We start from the raw sequence: 19801 nt of genomic DNA on the forward strand, positions 1-19801 counted from the left end.
ACACGTTACCGGGACCGCCGAAGCGCCCATTACCCCAGGCTGCCTCCCAGCCACGACGAACGGATCTCACGTGGTGAACCGCATCCACCCGACAGCGATCATCGGCGAGGGTGTCGAGCTCGGCGAAGACAACGTCATCGGGCCGTACACGGTCATCGTGGGCCCCGCGCGCATCGGCGACGGCAACTGGATCGGCCCGCACGTGACCATCGGGACCCCCGGCGAGGACCGCGGCCGCGAACACCCCGCGGCCTGGGAATCCGCGCCGAACGGTGATCCGGATCACGACGGCCACGGCGTCGTCATCGGCAGCCGCAACCGGATCCGCGAGTACGTCAGCGTCCACCAGGGCACCTGGCGCACGACCACGATCGGCGACGGCGGCTACTTCCTCCGCGGCTCCCACATCGCGCACGACTGCCTGGTCGAGGACGTCGTCACGGTCGCATCGAACGTCATCACCGGCGGCCACTGCCACATCTGGTCCGGCGCGAACCTCGGCATGGGCGCGATCCTGCACCAACGGGTCGTCATCGGCCCCGGCGCGATGGTCGGGATGAGCTCCGCGGTCCGCAAGGAGGTGGGCGCGTTCACCATCGCCGTCGGCAACCCCGCACGGGTGACAGGCGTCAATACCGTTGGGCTGTCCCGCCGCGGGCTGGACGAGGCCACCATCGAGGCCTTGGGACCGTGGCTGAAGGGTAAGGCCGGTCTCCCTGAGGACGGGCTGGCCGACCGGCTGCCCGGCGACCTCTCTACCTTGGTGAAGGCGTGGGACGCCCGTCCACGCGACGATCATTAGGAGTACGGACATGGCGGAAGTCGCCGGCAAGCTGCGTGAGGTCTTCGTCGAGGCGCTGGACCTCGATGGCGAGGTCGACGTCGAAAACCTGAAGTACCGCGACATCGAGGCGTGGGACTCGGTCGGTCACATGGCGCTCGTCGCGGCCATCGAGGACGAGTTCGATGTGGAATTCGACACCGACCAGGTGATCGACATGTCCAGCTTCAAGGTCGCCGTCGACATGGTCACCGACCTCCAGTCCAAGTGATGCTGGACGGCAAGGTCGCCCTGGTCACGGGTGGTACCCGTGGCATCGGGCTCGCCACCGCGCGGGCGCTCGCCGAGGCGGGCGCCACCGTCGTGCTGACCGGTCGTGACGAGGCCAAGGCCAAGGAAGCGGCGGCCGCGGCGGGGGCCGCGAGCGGGCTCGCGCTGGACGTCACCGACGCCAAGGCCGTGTCGACGCTGGTCCGCGGCGTGGCCAAGGAGCACGGCAAGCTCGACATCGTGGTCGCCAACGCCGGGATCATGGAGGACGCGCTCCTCGGCATGATCCGCGAAGAGCTCGTCGACACCACGCTGAGCACGAACGTCGCCGGCACGCTGCACACCGTCCAGGCCGCGGCCAGGGCGATGATGCGCAAGAAGACCGGCGCCATCGTCGTTCTCGCCTCGATCGTCGGTGAGCACGGAAGCGCCGGTCAGACGGTGTACGCGGCCTCGAAGGCGGCGGTGGCGAACATCGCGCGTTCGGCCGCGAAGGAACTCGGCCGCTCCGGGATCCGGGTCAACGCGGTGGCGCCCGGCGTCATCGACACTGACCTGACCTCGGGCCTGACCGAAGACGCGAAGGCCGAGAACATCGGCAAGACGCCTCTCGGACGGCTCGGGACGCCCGAGGACGTGGCGAACGCGATCCGGTTCCTCGTCAGTGATGACGCTTCGTTCATCACCGGCCAGGTGCTGGGCATCGATGGAGGACTTGTTCTCTGATGACCCTTTTGGGTGTGGGTGCACGACTGATAGACGTCACGAGCGGCAAAACGCTCGCGGGCGAGGAGCTCGACGCCGAGGTCACCCGCGTGGGGGCCGCGCTGGGGCTGCTGCCGCCGGGCGCGCTGTTCGCGCGGATGTCGGTGGACCTCCCCAGCGTGCTGAACTACCTCGGCGCTTTCGAGGCGGGCCGCGCGATCGCGCTGATCGACCCGGCGCTCGACGCCGACGTCCTGGCGGGGCTCATCGAGCGTTTCCGCCCGGCCGCCGTGCTGTCCGCGCCGGACGCGCCCGCACCCGAGGGTTACGGCGTCTCCGACGGGCACTGGGTCCGGAAGTCCGCCGAAGGGGTCGAACCGCATCCGCATCTCGCGGTCCTGCTGCCGACCAGCGGTTCCACCGGAAATCCGAAGCTGGTCCGGCTTTCGCGCGGCGCGGTGTTCTCCAACGCCGACGCGATCGCGCAGGTGCTCGGCATCGACCGCGACGAGGTCGCGCCGACCAGCCTCCCGCTGCACTACAGCTACGGCCTGTCCGTGCTGAACTCACACCTCGTCCGCGGCGCGACAGTGGTCATCGAGCCCTCCGGCGTGCTCGGACGCGGGTTCTGGGACGCGGTCAACGAGCACAAGGTCACCTCGCTCGCGGGCGTGCCGTACCACTACGAGATGTTGCGGCGTCTCAAGTTCGACCCGGCGAAGTACCCGACATTGCGCACGCTGACGCAGGCGGGCGGCAAACTCCGCGACGACCTCGTCGCCCAGTTCAACGACAAGATCCGCGAGGTCGGCGGGCGGATGTTCGTCATGTACGGGCAGACCGAGGCCGCCCCGCGGATGACCACCGTCCCGGCGGAACGGCTCGCGGAGAAGCTCGGCTCGGCCGGGCCCGCGCTGCCCGGCGGCTCGTTCGCTGTCCGGCGCGAGGACGGTTCCGAGACCAAGCATCCGAAGATCGTCGGCGAGGTCGTCTACCGCGGGCCCAACGTGATGATGGGGTACGCCGAAGACGAGGCCGGGCTGGCCGCGGGCGACGAGTACGGCGGCGTGCTGGCCACCGGCGACCTCGGCTACCTCGACGAGGACGGGTTCCTCTACATCACCGGGCGGTTGAAGCGGATCGGCAAGGTCTTCGGGAACCGGGTCAGCCTGGATGATCTCGAGCACGCCGTGCGTTCTGCTTCGGTGGGGATCGACGTCGTGGCCGCCGTCCCGGCCGGGGACAAGGTCGTCCTGTTCGCGGAGCTGCCGGAAGGCGACGGCGCCAAGGAGATCTGCAAGGACGCCGCGAAGGCGCTGTCCGAGCGGCTGCACCTGCACACCAGCGGGTTCGACGTCCGCCCCATCGACACCGTGCCGCTGCTCGCCAGCGGCAAGATCGACTACCGGTCGCTGGAGGCCCAGGTATGAGTGTGTTCACGCTGTCGCAGGCGGAGCGTGAGAAGCACCTGCTTCCGCAGCTCGCCGAGCTCACCGCGCACCACCGCGAGAACTCCGAGGGCTATGAACGCATCCTCTCGTCGCTGGGTATCGCGCGGGACGCGGAGTTCGCCTCCATCGCGGACCTGCCGTGGCTGCCGGTGCGGATGTTCAAGACCCACGACCTGCGCAGCATCCCCGAGTCCGAGATCTTCAAGACGCTGACGTCCTCGGGCACCACCGGTGCGGGCGCGTCGCGGATCTACCTGGACAAGGCCGCCGCCGGCGCGCAGACCAAGCAGCTCGGTGCCACGCTGCAGGAAGTCCTCGGCAACGAGCGGCTGCCGATGCTGATGGTCGACACGATCGGCATCATCAAGAACCGCCGCTCGTTCTCCGCGCGCGGCGCCGGTGTGCTGGGCATGGCGAACTTCGGCCGCAAGCACACCTACGTGCTCGACGAGAACGACCAGCCGGACGTCGAGGCGGTCAAGACCTTCCTCGCGACCTACGGCGACAAGCCGTTCCTGATCTTCGGCTTCACCTTCATGGTGTGGCAGTACCTCTACGAGGTCGCGCGCGAGCACAAGCTCGATCTGTCCAACGGGATCCTGATCCACTCCGGCGGCTGGAAGAAGCTGATCGACCGCGCGGTGGACAACACCGAGTTCCGCCGCCGCTTCAAAGAGGACACCGGCCTCACCCGGATCCACAACTACTACGGGATGATCGAGCAGATCGGCACCGTGTTCCTCGAAGGGCCTTCCGGGAACTCGCTGTACTGCCCCGATTTCGCGGATGTCGTGATCCGGAACCCGGAAACCTGGGAAGAGCAGCCGGTCGGCGAGCCGGGTGTGATCGAGGTCGTCAGCACCTTGCCGCATTCGTATCCGGGGCACGTCCTGCTCACCGAAGACCTCGGTGTCTACAACGGGATCGACGACGGCGACTGGCCGGGCAAGCACTTCTCCGTCATGGGCAGGCTGCCCAAGGCCGAGGCCCGCGGTTGCTCGGACACCTTCCAGGGGGCGGCGGCATGACTCTCAACCAGCGTTTTCCGCTCGGCGACGCGATCGAGGTCTCCTCGTTGGTCGACGAGCTGCGGGCCGAGCCCGTCGGCGGACGGCTGCGTGTGGGCGACCCGCGAGTCGTCGAGTTCCTGACGAAGTTCGCGCGCAAGCTGCTCGCACCCGCGACGGCTCGACGTTTCCCGGAGCTGGCATCGCTCGGTTTCTTCCTGCGCAAGGGAGAAATCGCCAAAGCATTGTCCACTTTGGATACTTCGGGTGACGCGCTGCGCTTCCCGCGCGGGCTCGTCTTCCACGTCCCGCCTGCCAACGTCGACACGATCTTCGTGTACTCGTGGGCGCTTTCGGCCCTGGCGGGCAACCACAACGTCGTCCGCGTGTCCTCGCGTTCGGCCGGTGCCGCCGAAACGGTGCTGGAGGCGTTGAACGCCGCACTGTCCGAAGTGGACGCAGACACCGCCGCCGCGATCACCGCGACGCAGCGCATGGTCACCTACGACCGCAGCGACGCGATCAGCGGCGCGCTGTCGGTCGCCGCGGACCTGCGGGTCATCTGGGGCGGTGACGCGTCGGTCGCGGCGCTGCGCAAGTACCCGCTGGCGCCGCACGCGCGCGACCTGACCTTCCCGGACCGGTCGTCGTTCGCGGTCGCGTCGGTGCGCGGCTGGCAGAACGCCTCCGAGACCGAGCGTCGCGGTGCCGCCGAAGGCTTCTACAACGACTCGTACTGGTTCGACCAGGCCGCCTGCTCGTCGCCGCGCGCGGTGTTCTGGGTCGGCGAAGAAGAGGGCGCCAGGGAAGCCGGGCAGGAGTTCCGGAAGCTGCTCGCCGAGGTGCTGGCGACGAAACAGCACGTCACCGAGCCCGCGATGGCCGTCCAGAAGCGGGTCTCGGCGTACGGCGCGGCCGTCGACGGGCTCGTCAACGGCATCGACTTCCAGGGCAACGGCCTTGCGACGCTGGAGCTGGCCGACCCCGCGATCCTGCCGCGCGAATGGCTCGGCGCGGGCACTTTCGCCAACGCGCGGGTCGACACGCTTTCCGACCTCGTCCCGATCGTCCTCCGCAAAGATCAAACCGTCGGTCAATTCGGCTTCAGCAAAGAAGAATTGACGCAATTCGTGACGGAATTGGCTGGCCGCGGCGTCGACCGTGTCGTTCCCTTCGGATCGGCCCTGACGTTCTCCGCGATTTGGGACGGCTACGATCTGCTGACCGAGTTCAGCCGCTTGGTGACCGTACAGGCCTGACCTGCGGCGACAGAGGTACAGCAGAGGAGGTTCAGTGACGACTGTCGAAACGCCCGAAGAGGACACTTCGGTAAGTGTTAAACAGCCGAAATCCACCAAGGCGAAGGTTCTCGACGTCGTCCGCTGGGTCGCGATTCTGCTGGTCGTCGCTTTCGCGGCGAAGACACTCGTCACCAATTGGGGTGAATTCTGGCGGACGTTGTCCGACGTCGCGTGGGAATCCTCCACCCTGAGCCTGCTCGCGCTCATCGCCGCGATCATGGTGTCGACCTACGGCTGGCAGGTCATGGTCGACGACCTCGGCAAGCCGATCGGCTACGCGAGGGGCGCGCAGATCTGCCTGGTCGGCTCGCTCGGCAAGTACGTGCCGGGTTCGGTGTGGGCGTACCTGCTGCAGATGGAACTGGGCCGCAAGGCCGGGCTCGCCAGGGCCCGCATCTTCACCGGTTCGCTGATCCAGCTCGGCGTCGGCGTGGTGTCCGCGCTGGTCGTCTCGCTGCTCGCGGCGCCCGCGGTGTTCAGCAACAGCCCGCGCGCGATGTGGCTGTTCGTGCTCATCCCGGTGGGTCTCGCGATGCTGCACCCGAAGGTGCTGACCTGGGGCACTTCGCTGGTGCTGCGCATTCTGCGCCGCCCGCCGCTCGACCACCGGCTGAGCTGGTCGGTCGTCGGGAAGGTCTTCGGCTCGTCGACGGCGGCGTGGGCGTTGCAGGGCGTGCACCTCTGGCTGCTGGCGAACTCCGTCGGCACGCCGGGCTTCAGCGGTTTCGTGCTGTGTGTCGGCGCGATGGCCGTCGCGATGACCGTCGGGACGTTCGCGTTCATCCTGCCCAGCGGGGTCGGCGTCCGCGAGGTCGCGCAGGTCGCCGTGCTGACCGCGTCGGGCCTCACCGTCGTCCAGGCGACGGCGTTCGCCATCGCTTCGCGCGTGATGTTCACCGTCGCCGACCTGATCACCGCCGGTGCCGCCGCCCTCTCTGCCCGCCTCGTCACCTCTCGCATCTAGCCGACTCAGTCGGGCCCGGCGACGTTGCGAAAGCCACTTTCACAACATGCTCGCCCGTGGAGCCCCCGCCGCGTCCGTGAAGGCCTCCTTACCTACCCTCAAGGTAGTGAAGGAGGCTTTCACTACCTTGGGCGACGTCCTGGGAGATGGTGCGTGTCGCGAAAGTGGCTTTCGCGACACACGCGGCCGTGACGACCGCGATCAGCCACCTACTGGCGGGAGACGCGTCAAGGGTTCAGGCGGTAGATGACGGCGTCCGCGTTGCGGTACACCTCGGTCACGAAGTTCAGCCCCTCCAGATCGCGCAGCCCGGCCTGACGCGGGGCACCCGTCGGGTAGCCGTACTGCCCGAGGATCACCCACCGCACGTTCAGCCGTTCCACCGCCGCCTGCACGGCGGCGTTCGACGGGTACTCGCGGAAATGCCCCTCCAGCAGCCGCGCGTCCGACGGCGGCAGCGTCTCGTCGAAATGCCCGGAAGTGGTCCGGACGCCGGAAAGCGCGTAGGTCCACACCGTCCCGTCCAGCCGGTCGTTCACCGCGCGCTCGCCGGGCTTCGCGAGCCCGGCGAGCTTCTCCATCGCCACGACCTCGTCCGGGCTCACCGGCAGCTTGTGCGGGTTGATCCCCGGCGTGTTCGCGTAGCCGGTCGCGACCTTCGCCGCGTTGGATCCCGCGTAGAAACCGTTGCTCACGAAGGCGAACCCGCTGAACACCGCCACCGCGACGACGAAAGCGGGCACCTTCCGGAGGGTCACGGTGTCCCGCAGCCACGCCTGCGTCTCGGCGAGTCCGTGCGCCGCGATGATCGACAGCGGGATCGCCGCCATCGACATGAACCGGTACGGGTCGTTCCACCACGGCCGGGACAGCGCCAGCACGAGAGGCTGCTCCGACGACGTCACCGCGATGTAGGCGAGCCCGGTGAGCAACGCCGTCACGCCGATCCAGCGCAGCGCGCCCGCCCGTGAGAAGAAGATGAAGCCCAGCAGCAGCGCGACCGAAAGCCAGATCTGCGGATAGGGCTCGTAGTGCTGGAAGCCCAGCAGCGCCCCGAGCGCCGTCGTCGCCCGCCATTCGACCGGCCAGCTGCGGTAGGGCACGTCGCCGTTCGCGAGGCCGATCGCGCCGAACAGCTGCAGCCACGCCACGACGACCGCGACGACACCGACGATCGCCAGCGCCCGCAGGTCCCGGCCGATCCGCCGCCACCGTTCACCGGGCGCGGCCCAGCGTTGCAGCAGCAGCGGGCCGGCGAACAGGATCGCGCCGAACAACGCCGACGAGTGCACGCACAGGAGCCCGACGGCGCCTGCCGTCAGCACGAAGCCGGTGTCGGGCGCGGGGCGGTCGAGGTACCGCTTCACCGCGACGGCGGCCAGCGGGGTCAGCGCGAGACCGAGCAGGAACGGCAGCAAAGGTCCCCTGCTCATCGATTCGTACAGCCCCATCACCGGAGCGATGGAGACGAGCGCGACCGCGCCCGCGAACACCGCCCGGCCTCGGAACACGCGCACCATCGTGACCAGCGACAACGCCAGCAGTGCTGGCAGCAGTGCGGTGTTCACGTCCAGCGTCAGCGGGATGCTCGCCGGGCTCAGCCGGTACATCACGGACGCGAGCAGGTGGTACGCGTTGGGGTAGAAGACCGGCGCCGCGTCGCCGTACCAGTTGACGTCGCCGGTGCCGAACAGGCTGCCGTCGCCGGTTTCGGCGATCTGCCGGACACCGTTCGCGTGGTACACGGCGTCGAATCCCTGCGGGATGGCGTCCAGCTTGCCCAGCCCGCGCACCACCGCGTACATCCCGACGGCGGCCGCGAGCAGCAGGCACGCCCCGACGGCGAGATGCCCTGTCCGTCCCCAGAGCGGTTCCTCCGGTGCGGGCGGCCATCGGCGCAGGGTGAGCCGTCGCAGGCCGTACGCGGCTCCGGCGAACAACGCCGTCGCCGCCGCGTAGGTCACCGGGGTGAACGGGAGGCCGATCGCGGCCGTCCACGGCCCGGCGAGACCGCCGATGGCGTAGCTCAGCAGCGGCGTCATCCCCGCGAGCACCCAGCCGCGCAGGCCGGCGGCGAGACCGGTGAGCAGACCGGGGAGGCCGATGACGAGTAGTGCGACACAGACCGTGAGAACGTCGGTCAGCATGGAGGTCTGGGTGGGCACAAGGCTTCCTCGGCGTCTGCAAGCGGAGTGGGAAATCCGCACAGAACCCCCGAGGTGCGGACGGAATGGGAGTCAGATTAACGGCTGTAGGCCGTTACCCGAAGGAGTCACATCCCGACGGGGAAAACGGCGGAACGTCGCCTACTCCGTGCGCACTCAATTCCCCCATTCGTGTCAATTGACTGCGCCGAAAGAAACACCTTGGCTCCGTGATCGATACTTGACCGTAGTCTTTCGTCAGGGGAGTGGCCGGGCACGGGAGGGTGGGGATCTGGTGGTGATCGCGCTCGTCCTCGCCTGGTCTGTGCTCGCGATCTTCGTCATGGTGGCCTGGCCAAGGATCGGCGCGGACAAGAACTGGCGCGCGGTCGCGCTGCTGCTCACCCTCGGTTTCTCCCTGGTGCATCAGCTGGTGTTTTCGACCATCGCGGAAGACGCGTACATCACTTTCCGCTACGTCCAGAACATCGCTGACGGCAATGGTCCGGTGTTCAACACCGGCGAGCGGATCGAGGGTTACGCGAATTTCCTTTGGATGATCGCGATCGCGTTGCCGAAGGCCGCTTTCGGTGCCGATATCGAAACCTCCGCGATCGTGCTCGGCGTCCTCGCCACCCTCGGGGCCGTCCTGCTCGCGTACGTGACGGTGAACCGGGTGGTCGAGCGGGCGGCTGGGGAGCCGCGCCCGGCCTGCGGGGTGGCCGCCGCGGTACTCGTCGCGGGTGCCGGCGGGCTCGCCGCGTACGGCGGATCCGGCACCGAAACGCCGTTGTTCGTGCTGCTCGTGTTCGGTGTCTTCGCCTCGCTCGCGGCCCGGCGCCCGGTCGTCGCGGGCGTGCTCGTCGCCTTCGCGATGATGACGCGCCCGGCTGGGGTCCTGCTCGCGGTGCTCGTCGGGGGCTGGCTGGTCGTCGGCGCCCTGCGCGGCCGCTACACCTGGTGGTCCCCGGCGGCCTGGCTGCTCGGCGGGCTCGTCTTCGCCGCGCCGTGGACGGCGTGGCGGATGACCTACTACGACCATGTCCTGCCGACTTCGGTCGTCATCCCCTTCGATCTCGACGTCCCGTCCCGGATCGACCGCGGCTGGCAGTACCTGTCGGGTTTCTCGCTGGTCCATCAGGGGTTCCTGCTGCTCGGCCTGGTCGCGGCGGTGGCGCTGCTCCTGCGCCGCACCGGCCGGACGCCGGACGAGGCGGAGGCCAGGGCGCTGACCTGGCTGATGCTCGGCACCGCCGTCGCGATCACCGGTTTCGTGGTCTTCTTCGGCGGCGACGCGAGGCCTGCCTGGCGGCTGCTGGCGCCGATCCCGCCGCTGCTTTCGGTGGCGGCCGTGTCGGTCTACGGCGTGCTCACCGCGACCGCGAAACCGAGCCCGCGGCCGCGTCCGCGGGTCCAGCGGCTGATGCCCGCCGCCGCGCTGGCGTTGTCCGGGCTCGCGGTGCTGGTCTCGGTGTTCAGCCCGGAGATGCTCGCCCGTGTGCGTGCCTGGCACGACCACGGCGCGCAGCTGGAGGAGATCGGCCGCTGGCTCGACGCCTACCTGCCGCCCGGTTCGGTCGTGAGCACGTCCGCGCCCGGTGTGCTGTCGTACCACGCCGGGACGCAGCTGCAGATCGTCGGCGTCCGCGGTCAGACCGAGGAAGCGGGCGAGGCCGTCGTCTCCCGGCGACGTCCGACGATCGCCGTCATCACCGACAGCGGCTACTCGGCGAGGCAGTCCTGCGCGATCGACCCCGCGTACGCGGCGAGGTACCGCGTCGCGACCTTCGCGCGTGAAGGAACGTCGTCCTGGCTCAGCGTGTTCTTGCGGGCGGACGTCGAGCGTTCGGTGAGGGCGGCCCTCGACCGCTCACCCGATTTCCGCCACGTACCGTGCCCTTCGTGAGTGTCGACGAACGCGTTTCCCCCAGCCGACCAGCAGCGCTTGAAGCACCTTCGCGCCTGTTCGGCCTCGGCGTGTTCGCCGCCGCGCTCACCGTGCTGCTCGTCCGCTTCCTCGTACCGCGGCCGGTCGCGATGTCCGACAACGGCGACGGCTTCCGCGTGCTGTGCGGCGCGGGTATCCCGTGGAAGGGCAAGCCGGAACAGTTCGTGCGCCTCGCCTACACCGCGCCGGCGGGGGAATGCGACGCCACGTATCTCCTGACCCAGAGCTGGTTCGCGCGGATCGCGCGATCGATCGGCGGGCTGCTCGGCCTCGAATCGACGCTCAGCCTGGTCGTGCTCGGCGTGCTCACCAGCGTCCTCGCCGCCGCGGCGGTCGCGTTGATCGTCGTCGGACTGCCGTACTCGCGTCGTGTCCGCGGCTTCGTGGCCGCGGGGCTGCTGCTGGTCGTCGCGGACTCCGCGTTCTTCGGTTACTTCGCCTCCGTGCTCGGCGAAGGCGCCGCGTTCCTCGGACTTCTGCTCGCCACCGGCGGCCTGCTGGTCTCCGCGCGGCCCGGATGGTGGCGCTACGCGGGTCTGGCCGTGCTTCTCTTCGGTGGCGTCATCGCGGTCAACGCCAAGGTCCAGACGCTGATGATCCTGCCGCTGCTCGCGCTCGCCGCGCTGCTCGTCCGCCCGGCCGGGGTCAGCGGACTGAAGCGCTGGCTTCCCGTGGTGTTCGTCATCGGTGCGCTCGCCGGAGGCACGGCTTACGCGCAGCAGACCGTCGAACCGGCGAAGCTGCCCGACGGTTCCCTGGCCGCGCGTCCTGGCGACGATTCACGCGAGATCAACATGTTCAACACGATCTTCCTGACCATTGTGGACGGTCGGCACGACACCGGGGCCGACCTCGCCGCGCTGGGCCTGCCCGCCTCGTTCGGCCAGTACGCCGGCAACGGCTGGTGGCATGCGAAGCCCGCGACGATGGATCCCGCGTACCCGGAATACCGCGACCGGATCAGCAGGCGCAACGTCATCGAGTACTTCGCGACGCATCCCTGGCGCACCGTCGGAATCCTGGACCGCGCGGCGGGCGATCTGCTCACCGCGCGGCCGCCCTACCTCGGCAGCTTCGACCAGTCGGCCGGTTTCGCGCCGGAGGCACAGGAATACCGTGTCCCGGTGATGTCGACCATCACGAAAGCCCTGGCGCCGCTGGGTTTCTTCGCCTTGCTGCCGATATGGGCCCTGCTGGCCTGGCGTGGCTGGAAAACCCGGCGCGACGCGGTGGGTGTCGTGCTGGGGTTCCTGCTGGCCGTCGCCGCCGGGCAGTTCGCGCTGGCCGCGCTGGGCGACGGCCTGGAGAACGTCAAGCACCAGGTGATCGCCTTGTACTGCACGCTGCTCGGTGTCGTCCTGGCGCTGGCGACTTTCGCGCGCCGGACGATGTGACCTACGCGACCGTAGGTTGGTTACCCTACGGTAGCGTAACCTGGTCGAATGGCCGAACTCGTTTACCCGCCCGTCATCATGGCGGCGAAGCTCATGTTCCGGGTGCTGGACAACCGCATCCGAGTGGAGGGGACCGAGCACATCCCGGCCACGGGCGGGGCGGTCATCGCCTGCAACCACGTGAGCTACCTCGACTTCATCTTCTGCGGCCTCGGCGCGCAGCCGGCGAAGCGTCTGGTCAGGTTCATGGCGAAGAAGGAGATCTTCGCCAACCGGATCGCCGGGCCGCTGATGCGCGGCATGCACCACATCTCCGTCGATCGCGGCGCGGGTCTCGCGTCGTACCGGGAAGCCGTCGAACGGCTGAAGGCAGGAGAGGTCGTCGGGGTGTTCCCCGAAGCCACGATCAGCCGGTCGTTCACCGTGAAGGACATCAAGTCCGGCGCCGTCCGGATGGCAGTCGAAGCGGGCGTCCCGGTCGTGCCGATGGCGCTGTGGGGCACCCAGCGGCTGTGGACCAAGGGCCGTCCGAAGGACCTCACCAAACGCCACGTCCCGATCTCGATCCTCGTCGGCGAGCCGATCCACCCGAAGGCCGACGAGGACGCCGAAGTCCTTTCGAAGGACCTTCGCGTGCGGATGTCCGCGCTCGTGGACCGCGTCCAGGCGGACTACCCGGAAAAGCCGTCCGACGACGAGCGCTGGTGGCTGCCCGCGCACCTCGGCGGCACCGCGCCGACGCCGGTAGAGGCCGCGAAGCTCGACCGCGAAGGCCGCTAAAACCAGCGTTCGAGCACCTGCGCGACGCCGTCCTCGGAGTTCGGCGCGGTCACCTCGTCGGCGACGTCCAGGACCTGGCGGTGCGCGTTCGCCATCGCCACCCCGTGTCCGGCCCAGCCGAGCATCTCGATGTCGTTGGGCATGTCACCGAACGCGATCACCCGCCCGGCCGGGACCCCCAGCCGCTCGGCGACCTCGGCCAGCCCGGTCGCCTTCGTGATGCCGTGCGCGGAGACCTCGATCAGGCCGGCGTTCGTCGAATAGGTGATGTCGACCGAGCCTTCGAGCACCTCGCGCGCCGCCCGCGCCATCTCGTCGGAGGTCATCCCGCGCCTGCTGATCATCAGCTTGATCGCCGGATGCCCGAGCACCTCGGCCCGCGGTGCCTGCGTGCCCTCGTTGTCGCCCCACGGGTTGTGATAGTCCGGTTCGATCACGAAATTGCGCATTTCGGGGTCGAGCGCGGACTCGCCGATCCGTTCCGTGGCGTACCGGCAGCCGGGAAGAGCGTGATCAAGAGCACTCACCGCGTCGTGCAGCAGCGTCGGTTCCAGCATGCCGTGGACCGCCACGATCCGGTCCGTCCCGATCTCGTAAAGCACCGCGCCGTTCGCGCAGACCGCGTACCCGGTCAGGTCCAGCGGGTTCGCGATCGGGGCGATCCAGCGCGGCGGACGGCCGCTGACCAGCACAAAGGGCACTCCGGCCTCGGTGACGCGCCGGACGGTGCCGATCGTGCGTTCGGTCAGGACCTCCATCGGGCCGAGCAGGGTGCCGTCGACGTCGGACGCGATCAGAAGGGGTTTTTCCACCGGTTCATTGTCCCCGAAGATCCGCCCATCGGGCGAAGCGTCGGTCTGGACCAGTACCTTCCCCCGTGTGCGCGTAGGCATCGTGATCCTTCCGGAAGATCGTTGGTGGGCGGCCGAGCCGAAATGGCGGGCCGCCGAGGAATACGGCTTCGACCACGCTTGGACGTACGACCACCTCGGCTGGCGGAATCTCGTCGACGGCCCGTGGTTCAGTGCGATGCCAACGTTGACGGCGGCCGCGATGGTGACGTCGAAAATCAGACTGGGCACCTTCGTCGCGTCGCCGGGCGCGCGGCATCCCGTGCCGTTCACCCGCGAGCTGACCACCCTCGACGACATTTCCGACGGCCGGTTCATCCTCGGGGTGGGTGCCGGCGTCCCGCAGACCCACTACGACGCGGCCGTCCTCGACGGCCCGGAACTGTCGACCAGGCAGCGCACGGACCGCTTCACCGAGTTCGTCGAAGCGCTCGACGGGCTGCTGATGACCGACGGTTTCGACTTCGAGGGCGAGCACTACCGGGCCAAGGGCGCACGGAACCTGCCCGGCTGCGTGCAGCGGCCCCGGCTGCCGTTCCTGGTGGCCGCGAACGGCCCGCGCACGATGACGCTCGCCGCGCGGTTCGGCGCGGGCTGGGCCACCACCGGCATCAAATCGGAAACCCAGGACGAGTGGTGGAAGGGCGTCGCGGGACTCGTGAAGACCTTCGACGAACGGCTTGAGGCGGTGGGCCGGGAGAAGGCGGGCGTGCAGCGGTTCCTGAGCCTCGACTCGGCGCCGGTCTTCTCCCTCTCCAGCGTGGGCGCGTTCACCGACGCGGCCGGACGGGCCGGTGAGCTCGGATTCACCGACATCGTCACGCACTGGCCGCGATCCGGGGACTACTACGTCGGCCGCGAGTCGACGCTCGAAGAGGTCGTCAATGACGTACTCCCGGTACTTCAGGGAAGAAACTCTTAGGCCGATCGGGTGACATTGGCGGGCAAGCTCAACCGGTTCCGCCTATCTGTCGTCTGAAGGGAAGTACCGCGAGTGGGTGTGGCCGTCAGGCGGCTACCCCTCATGGGTCACCCCGGGGGTGAATGGGGGACGGAGGCTCGCGTGGTCGCGGCAGGGGCAGTCCGCGACCACGCGAGCTGATTTGTTTTCGGGCGGTCACGCGTGACTGGATGGACGACGCGGGTGATCAGCCGGACGACACACTCGCGGCCCTCGGTCCTCGGTCCTCGGCCAACGGCTCCCGCAGCACCCATGTCGCGAAAGCCACTTTCGCGACATCAGACGTCCCGAAAGTGGCTTTCGCGACACCCGAAGCCGGCAGGCGCGAGCAGCCGAGCACGACAGGTTTGCCCTGAACCTCGAGAACCGTGAGGCGGTCAGCGGGTCAGGGTGTAGATCGAAGCGCCCGCGTTGCCGAAGTCCTTGCGCAGGAAGTTCAGTCCGTCCAGATCCCGCAGCCCCGGCGCCGGCGGCTCGCCGATCTTGATCGGCGTGCTCCCGATCAGCACATGCTTGATGTTCAGCCGCTTCACCGCGGCCTGCACCTCGGGGTCGGTGTCGTAGTCCCGGAAGTGCAGCGCCAGGTACTTCGCGTCCGGCGGCGGCACGCCGGGGTCGTAGTGCCCGGCGACCGGGTGGATGCCGGTGATCGCGTACAGCCACGCCGTCCCGTCGAAGCGCTCGTTGAGCACCTTCTCGTCCGGTCCGATGTTCATCTTGGTCAGCTCGTTCATCGCGGCCAGTTCGTCGGCGCTGACCGGCGGCGTGACCTCGCCCTCGGGCCCGTTGTAGTACAGGAACGACACCGCGTGCGCGTTCGACTCGGTGTAGAAGCCCTTGGTCAGGACGGCCGACGCGGCCACGACGAACACGGCGGTCGCCAGCCCGAGCCGGGCGGGCAGCGCGGGACGGCTCTTCACCCAGGACCGTCCGCTCGCCCACTTCGCGAACCAGCGCTGCAGTTCCGCCATCCCGTGCCCGGCCAGCAGGCAGAGCGGGATCGCGGCGAGCGCCATCAGGCGGTACCGGTCGTTCCACCACGGCCGCGACAGCGAGATCACCCACGGCTCCGCGCCGAACGAGGCGACCAGCACGAACAGCGCCGAGAAACCGATCGCCGAAAGCCCCACCCAGCGCATCCGGCCGAGCCGGAACAGGCTCAGCGCGCCGATCGCCAGCAGCACCGTCAGCCACACCTGCGGGGCGCTCAGCACCTGCCGGAAGGTCACCAGCAGCCCCAGCGACTTCAGCACCGGCAGCTGCGAGCCCCACGCGTAATAAGGGTATGAACCCGAAGTGAATTTCAGGGCGCCCAGGATGTGCGGCGCCGCGAGCAGCCCGCTGCCCACCATCACCGGCACCATCTTGACGACGTCGCCGCCGATGATCCGCCAGCCGCCGCGGCCTTCCGGCACCCCGTCGAGCGGTTTGCGCCGCAGCGCGCGGTACCAGCGCTGCACCACCAGCGGGAAGGCGAACAGCAGCGCGCCGAACAGCGCCGACGAGTGGGCCGCCAGCAGGCCGACGGCGGTCAGCGCGAGCACGTAGCCGGTGTCGAGGCCCGGCCGCGCGAGGAACCGGGCCAGCGCGACCACGGCCAGCGGCGTCAGCACGATCCCGAGCGCGAACGGCAGCAGCCCGCTCGACACCGATTCGTACGCGCCGGTGGTCGCCGCGGCGGCCACCAGTGCCGTGCAGCCCGCGAACACCGCCCGCCCGCCGAGCTGGCGGATCAAGGCGACCATCGACAACGCGAAGATCCCGGCGACCGGCATGGTGATGGCGTTCAGCGTGACCGGGATCGTCGTGCCCGAAATCGAGTACACGAGCGAGCCGACCAGGTGATACGCGTTCGGGTAGAACGAGCCGTCCGGGTACCAGTTGATGGTGCCCATGCCGGTCAGCGAGCCGTCGCCGGTCTCGGCGATGTAGCGGATGCCGTTCGCGTGGAACACGGTGTCCCAGCGCTGGAACACCGCCGTCGTCCCGCCTCTGGCCGAGAGCACCACGAGGATCGAGATGCCGACGGCCAGCGCCACACAGGCCGCGACGGCGTAGTGCGCGCGCGGGTGCCACTTCGTCGGCGGCTCCTCGGCGCCCGGCTTGATCCAGCCGCGGCTCTGGCCCAGCCTTCTGAGGCCGAAGCCGATCCCGGCGAGCACGGCCGTGACGCCCGCCACGGTCAGGGGGTTGTACGACACGCCAGCGAGTGCCAGCCACGGACCGGCCAGGCCGGTTACCGTGTAGGACAACAGCGGGGCCAGCCCCGCGAGGGCCCAGCCGCGCAGGCCGGCGGCCCGGCCGACGAGTCCGCCGGGGATCGCCAGCACGGCCAGGTACGTGACGGTCGCACCGAAGTACGACCAGAAGGTGTCCGGAGTAGGCACTGCTTCCTAAAATGTGTCTGTCGAAGGTGAAAACCGGTGCTCGGTGCAGGGCACGGAGGTGACCTGCGTACCCTCGACGCCCGTGAGCGCGCACACGAACCCCGACAAGATTACTGAAGCCGATTTCGCCGGCTACGACCTCATCGTGGTCGGGTCCGGATTCTTCGGGCTGACCGTGGCCGAACGGGCCGCGGCCGAGCTCGGCAAGAAGGTCCTCGTGCTGGAGCGGCGCCATCACATCGGTGGCAACGCCTACTCCGAAGCCGAGCCGGAGACCGGGATCGAGGTGCACCGTTACGGTGCGCACCTGTTCCACACCTCGAACAAGCGCGTGTGGGAGTACGTCAACCGCTTCACCGAGTTCACCGGCTACCAGCACCGGGTGTTCGGCAAGTACCAGGGGCAGGTCTACCCGCTGCCGATGAACCTGGCGCTGATCAACCAGTTCTTCGGCAAGTCGCACACGCCGGACGAGGCCCGTGAGCTGATCGCCAAGCAGTCGTCGGAGTTCGAGACCGCGAACGCGCAGAACCTCGAAGAGAAGGCGATCTCGCTGATCGGCCGCCCCCTCTACGAGGCGTTCATCCGGGCCTACACGGCCAAGCAGTGGGAGAACGACCCGAAGAACCTCGGCGCCGACATCATCACCCGGCTCCCGGTCCGCTACACCTTCGACAACCGGTACTTCAACGACACCTACGAGGGCCTGCCGGTCGACGGCTACACCGCGTGGCTCGAGAAGATGGCCGAGCACGAGAACATCGAGGTGCGGCTGAACGTCGACTACTTCGACGTCCGCGAGCACATCCCCGCCGGCACCCCGACCGTCTACACCGGACCGCTGGACCGCTACTTCGGCTACTCCGCAGGCCGGTTCACCTGGCGCACGGTGGACTTCGAGTCCGAGGTCGTCGAGACCGGTGATTTCCAGGGCACCTCGGTGGTCAACTACAACGACGAAGAAGTGCCCTACACCCGGATCATCGAGTTCCGGCACTTCCACCCGGAGCGCAAGCACTACCCGAACGACAAGACGGTCGTGTTCCGCGAGTACTCGCGCTTCGCCGGTGAGGCCGACGAGCCGTACTACCCGATCAACACCCCGGACAACCGCGAGAAGCTCGAGGCGTACCGCGAGCTCGCGAAGGCCGAGGCCAAGGACAAGAACGTGCTGTTCGGCGGCCGTCTCGGTACCTACAAGTACCTCGACATGCACATGGCCATCGGCTCGGCGCTGTCCGCGTTCGACAACAAGATCGCGCCGCACCTGACCGATGGCGCGCCTCTGGACGGGTCCCTCGATGCTTGAGAAGGGTGCGCCCACGGGCGAAGTGGCTGTTCTCGCGAAGGCGCAGGGCGTCCTTAAGAGCGACGTCACGGTGAAGGCGGCACGGGGTCTTTCGCACTTCGGCGAGCACAGCGCGGGATGGTTCGCGCTGGGCCTCGTCGGGGCCGCTGTCGACAAGAAGCGCCGCAAGGATTGGCTGGTCGCGGCGGTCGGCGTCGTCGGCGCGCACGCCGCGTCGATCGCGGTGAAGCGCGTGGTCAGGCGGCCACGACCGGACCACCCGAGCGTCGAGGTCCTGGTCTCCACGCCGAGCAAGCTGAGCTTCCCGTCCTCGCACGCGACCTCGACTACGGCGGCGGCGGTGCTCTACTCCGGATTGACCGGGCGTAACCTGGTCCCGGCCCTGGTACCGCCGATGCTGGCCTCCCGGCTCGTGCTCGGCGTCCACTACCCGACCGACGTTCTGGCCGGAGCGGCCCTTGGGGGCGTAGTCGGCGGCTTGATACGTAGGAAGCTGAAGCGACGATGAGTGAAACGACCGAGAAGGCCGATTCCAAGCCTGACGACGTAGATCCCGTGGCCGGGGCCGCCGAACCGAAGAAGGTCGCCGGCGGTCTCGTCGGCGGCATCATCAAGACGGCACGCCCGCGCCAGTGGGTGAAGAACGTGCTGGTGTTCGCCGCACCGTTCTTCGCCTTTTCGAAGTCGACGGACCGGACCGGCCTGCTGGTCGCCGCGCTGATCGCCTTCGCGGCGTTCTCGCTGGTGGCCTCCTCGGTCTATCTCATCAACGACGCGGTCGACGTCGAGGCGGACAAGGCCCACCCGACCAAGCGGAACCGGCCGATCGCGGCCGGGATCGTGCCGGTCCCGGTGGCCTACGTCTCGGCGGTGGTGTTCTTCGCCCTCGGTCTCGGCATCTCGTTCTTCGCCAGCTGGCAGCTCGCGGTCGTGCTGGCGGTCTACGAAGCCGTCCAGCTGGGCTACTGCTTCGGGCTCAAGCACCAGCCGGTGGTCGATCTGGCCATCGTCGGCTCGGGCTTCCTGATGCGGTCGATCGCCGGTGGTGTGGCGGGCGGCATCGCGATGTCGCAGTGGTTCCTGCTGGTCACCGCGTTCGGCTCGCTGTTCATGGTGGCGGGCAAGCGCTACGCCGAGATCATGCTCTTCGAGCGCACCGGGGCGAAGATCCGGTCCTCGCTCAAGAAGTACTCGGCGAGCTACCTGCGGTTCGTCTGGGCGACGTCCGCGGCGATCCTGATCATGTCGTACTGCCTGTGGGCGTTCGAGATCCGCCAGGTCGAGCACGACTCGGTCTGGGCGGTCGTCTCGATGGTCCCGTTCGTGGTCGCCGTCCTGCGCTACGCCGTCGACGTCGACGGCGGCAACGCGGGCGAGCCGGAGGAGATCGCGCTCAAGGACCGCGTGCTCCAGGTGCTCGGTGCGAGCTGGGTGGTCACGCTGTTCCTGTCGTTCTATCTCTGATTCGACAGCTTCGGCACAGCGCATCCACAGGTTGCGCACGCATCCTCGGTGATGGGAGCGGGTAGTGCGCCCGCTCCCATCGAC

17 protein-coding genes are annotated in these 19801 nt (G+C 68.6%); 14 read left to right on the forward strand and 3 right to left on the reverse strand.

Annotation, left to right across the window (positions count from 1 at the left end; all coding sequences use genetic code 11):
• The first annotated feature begins 70 nt into the window (after nt 1–70).
• The 7 genes from AMYAL_RS0118910 to AMYAL_RS0118940 are packed head-to-tail and all read left to right on the forward strand — an operon-like array spanning nt 71 to nt 6479.
• On the forward strand, nt 71–802 hold the full coding sequence (locus tag AMYAL_RS0118910; protein WP_020632874.1) for an acyl-ACP--UDP-N-acetylglucosamine O-acyltransferase family protein: 732 nt from the start codon (nt 71–73) through the stop codon (nt 800–802).
• Between the two features lie 10 nt (nt 803–812).
• Entirely contained in the window at nt 813–1052 is a 240-nt protein-coding gene (locus AMYAL_RS0118915; RefSeq protein ID WP_005149592.1) for an acyl carrier protein, read from the forward strand.
• Nucleotides 1052–1777 carry an SDR family NAD(P)-dependent oxidoreductase gene (locus AMYAL_RS0118920; protein WP_020632875.1) on the forward strand — a complete coding sequence of 242 codons (726 nt, stop codon included), beginning with the start codon at nt 1052–1054 and terminating at the stop codon, nt 1775–1777. Before AMYAL_RS0118915 ends, AMYAL_RS0118920 begins: the two co-directional genes overlap by 1 nt.
• Entirely contained in the window at nt 1777–3186 is a 1410-nt protein-coding gene (locus AMYAL_RS0118925; protein WP_020632876.1) for an AMP-binding protein, read from the forward strand. Before AMYAL_RS0118920 ends, AMYAL_RS0118925 begins: the two co-directional genes overlap by 1 nt.
• Entirely contained in the window at nt 3183–4235 is a 1053-nt protein-coding gene (locus AMYAL_RS0118930; protein ID WP_020632877.1) for a LuxE/PaaK family acyltransferase, read from the forward strand. The genes AMYAL_RS0118925 and AMYAL_RS0118930 overlap by 4 nt, the downstream gene beginning before the upstream one ends.
• Nucleotides 4232–5473: an acyl-CoA reductase gene (locus tag AMYAL_RS0118935; protein WP_020632878.1), complete on the forward strand. Its 1242-nt coding sequence runs from the start codon at nt 4232–4234 to the stop codon at nt 5471–5473. The genes AMYAL_RS0118930 and AMYAL_RS0118935 overlap by 4 nt, the downstream gene beginning before the upstream one ends.
• A 34-nt stretch (nt 5474–5507) precedes the next feature.
• The gene (locus AMYAL_RS0118940) at nt 5508–6479 is read left to right on the forward strand and encodes a lysylphosphatidylglycerol synthase transmembrane domain-containing protein (protein ID WP_020632879.1); all 972 of its coding nucleotides are present in this window, start codon (nt 5508–5510) and stop codon (nt 6477–6479) included.
• Between the two features lie 227 nt (nt 6480–6706).
• Here AMYAL_RS0118940 and AMYAL_RS0118945 read toward each other — a convergent pair whose 3' ends face one another.
• Nucleotides 6707–8626, reverse strand: a complete 1920-nt coding sequence (locus tag AMYAL_RS0118945; RefSeq protein WP_020632880.1) for a DUF6541 family protein — start codon at nt 8624–8626, stop codon at nt 6707–6709.
• Nucleotides 8627–8918: 292 nt separating this feature from the next.
• On the opposite strand from AMYAL_RS0118945, the gene AMYAL_RS0118950 reads away from it, so the two are divergent.
• The 3 genes from AMYAL_RS0118950 to AMYAL_RS0118960 are packed head-to-tail and all read left to right on the forward strand — an operon-like array spanning nt 8919 to nt 12745.
• On the forward strand, nt 8919–10529 hold the full coding sequence (locus AMYAL_RS0118950) for a hypothetical protein (protein WP_020632881.1): 1611 nt from the start codon (nt 8919–8921) through the stop codon (nt 10527–10529).
• Complete coding sequence (gene wsfD / locus AMYAL_RS0118955; RefSeq protein WP_026467224.1) at nt 10526–11965, forward strand: glycan biosynthesis hexose transferase WsfD; 1440 nt, start codon at nt 10526–10528, stop codon at nt 11963–11965. Before AMYAL_RS0118950 ends, wsfD begins: the two co-directional genes overlap by 4 nt.
• A 48-nt stretch (nt 11966–12013) precedes the next feature.
• Nucleotides 12014–12745, forward strand: a complete 732-nt coding sequence (locus tag AMYAL_RS0118960) for a lysophospholipid acyltransferase family protein (protein WP_020632883.1) — start codon at nt 12014–12016, stop codon at nt 12743–12745.
• On the opposite strand, the gene AMYAL_RS0118965 is transcribed toward AMYAL_RS0118960, so the two are convergent.
• Nucleotides 12742–13542, reverse strand: coding sequence for a Cof-type HAD-IIB family hydrolase (locus AMYAL_RS0118965; protein WP_026467225.1), 801 nt, complete (start codon nt 13540–13542; stop codon nt 12742–12744). The genes AMYAL_RS0118960 and AMYAL_RS0118965 overlap by 4 nt on opposite strands.
• A gap of 82 nt (nt 13543–13624) precedes the next feature.
• On the opposite strand from AMYAL_RS0118965, the gene AMYAL_RS0118970 reads away from it, so the two are divergent.
• Nucleotides 13625–14518, forward strand: a complete 894-nt coding sequence (locus AMYAL_RS0118970; RefSeq protein ID WP_020632885.1) for an LLM class flavin-dependent oxidoreductase — start codon at nt 13625–13627, stop codon at nt 14516–14518.
• 416 nt (nt 14519–14934) lie between these two features.
• Here the strand turns inward: AMYAL_RS0118970 and AMYAL_RS0118975 are convergent, their stop codons facing one another.
• Nucleotides 14935–16944 carry a DUF6541 family protein gene (locus AMYAL_RS0118975; RefSeq protein WP_020632886.1) on the reverse strand — a complete coding sequence of 670 codons (2010 nt, stop codon included), beginning with the start codon at nt 16942–16944 and terminating at the stop codon, nt 14935–14937.
• Between the two features lie 82 nt (nt 16945–17026).
• On the opposite strand from AMYAL_RS0118975, the gene glf reads away from it, so the two are divergent.
• Genes glf through AMYAL_RS0118990 form a run of 3 tightly spaced genes read left to right on the forward strand, consistent with a single transcriptional unit; the run spans nt 17027 to nt 19717 of the window.
• Nucleotides 17027–18253: a UDP-galactopyranose mutase gene (glf, locus tag AMYAL_RS0118980; RefSeq protein ID WP_020632887.1), complete on the forward strand. Its 1227-nt coding sequence runs from the start codon at nt 17027–17029 to the stop codon at nt 18251–18253.
• Entirely contained in the window at nt 18246–18761 is a 516-nt protein-coding gene (locus AMYAL_RS0118985) for a phosphatase PAP2 family protein (RefSeq protein ID WP_026467226.1), read from the forward strand. The genes glf and AMYAL_RS0118985 overlap by 8 nt, the downstream gene beginning before the upstream one ends.
• On the forward strand, nt 18758–19717 hold the full coding sequence (locus tag AMYAL_RS0118990) for a decaprenyl-phosphate phosphoribosyltransferase (RefSeq protein ID WP_020632889.1): 960 nt from the start codon (nt 18758–18760) through the stop codon (nt 19715–19717). Before AMYAL_RS0118985 ends, AMYAL_RS0118990 begins: the two co-directional genes overlap by 4 nt.
• Nucleotides 19718–19801: the final 84 nt, after the last annotated feature.

Origin of the sequence: Amycolatopsis alba DSM 44262 (genome assembly GCF_000384215.1) — a bacterium.
Classification (GTDB): Bacteria; Actinomycetota; Actinomycetes; order Mycobacteriales; family Pseudonocardiaceae; genus Amycolatopsis; species Amycolatopsis alba.

Bases quoted from the DNA above. Each gene is read 5' to 3' on its own strand.
- AMYAL_RS0118925 (WP_020632876.1), top strand. From the start codon at position 1,777: ATGACCCTTTTGGGTGTGGGTGCACGACTGATAGACGTCACGAGCGGC.
- AMYAL_RS0118935 (WP_020632878.1), top strand. From the start codon at position 4,232: ATGACTCTCAACCAGCGTTTTCCGCTCGGCGACGCGATCGAGGTCTCC.
- AMYAL_RS0118990 (WP_020632889.1), top strand. From the start codon at position 18,758: ATGAGTGAAACGACCGAGAAGGCCGATTCCAAGCCTGACGACGTAGAT.
- AMYAL_RS0118930 (WP_020632877.1), top strand. From the start codon at position 3,183: ATGAGTGTGTTCACGCTGTCGCAGGCGGAGCGTGAGAAGCACCTGCTT.
- AMYAL_RS0118960 (WP_020632883.1), top strand. From the start codon at position 12,014: ATGGCCGAACTCGTTTACCCGCCCGTCATCATGGCGGCGAAGCTCATG.
- AMYAL_RS0118945 (WP_020632880.1), bottom strand. From the start codon at position 8,626: ATGCTGACCGACGTTCTCACGGTCTGTGTCGCACTACTCGTCATCGGC.
- AMYAL_RS0118920 (WP_020632875.1), top strand. From the start codon at position 1,052: ATGCTGGACGGCAAGGTCGCCCTGGTCACGGGTGGTACCCGTGGCATC.
- AMYAL_RS0118985 (WP_026467226.1), top strand. From the start codon at position 18,246: ATGCTTGAGAAGGGTGCGCCCACGGGCGAAGTGGCTGTTCTCGCGAAG.
- AMYAL_RS0118915 (WP_005149592.1), top strand. From the start codon at position 813: ATGGCGGAAGTCGCCGGCAAGCTGCGTGAGGTCTTCGTCGAGGCGCTG.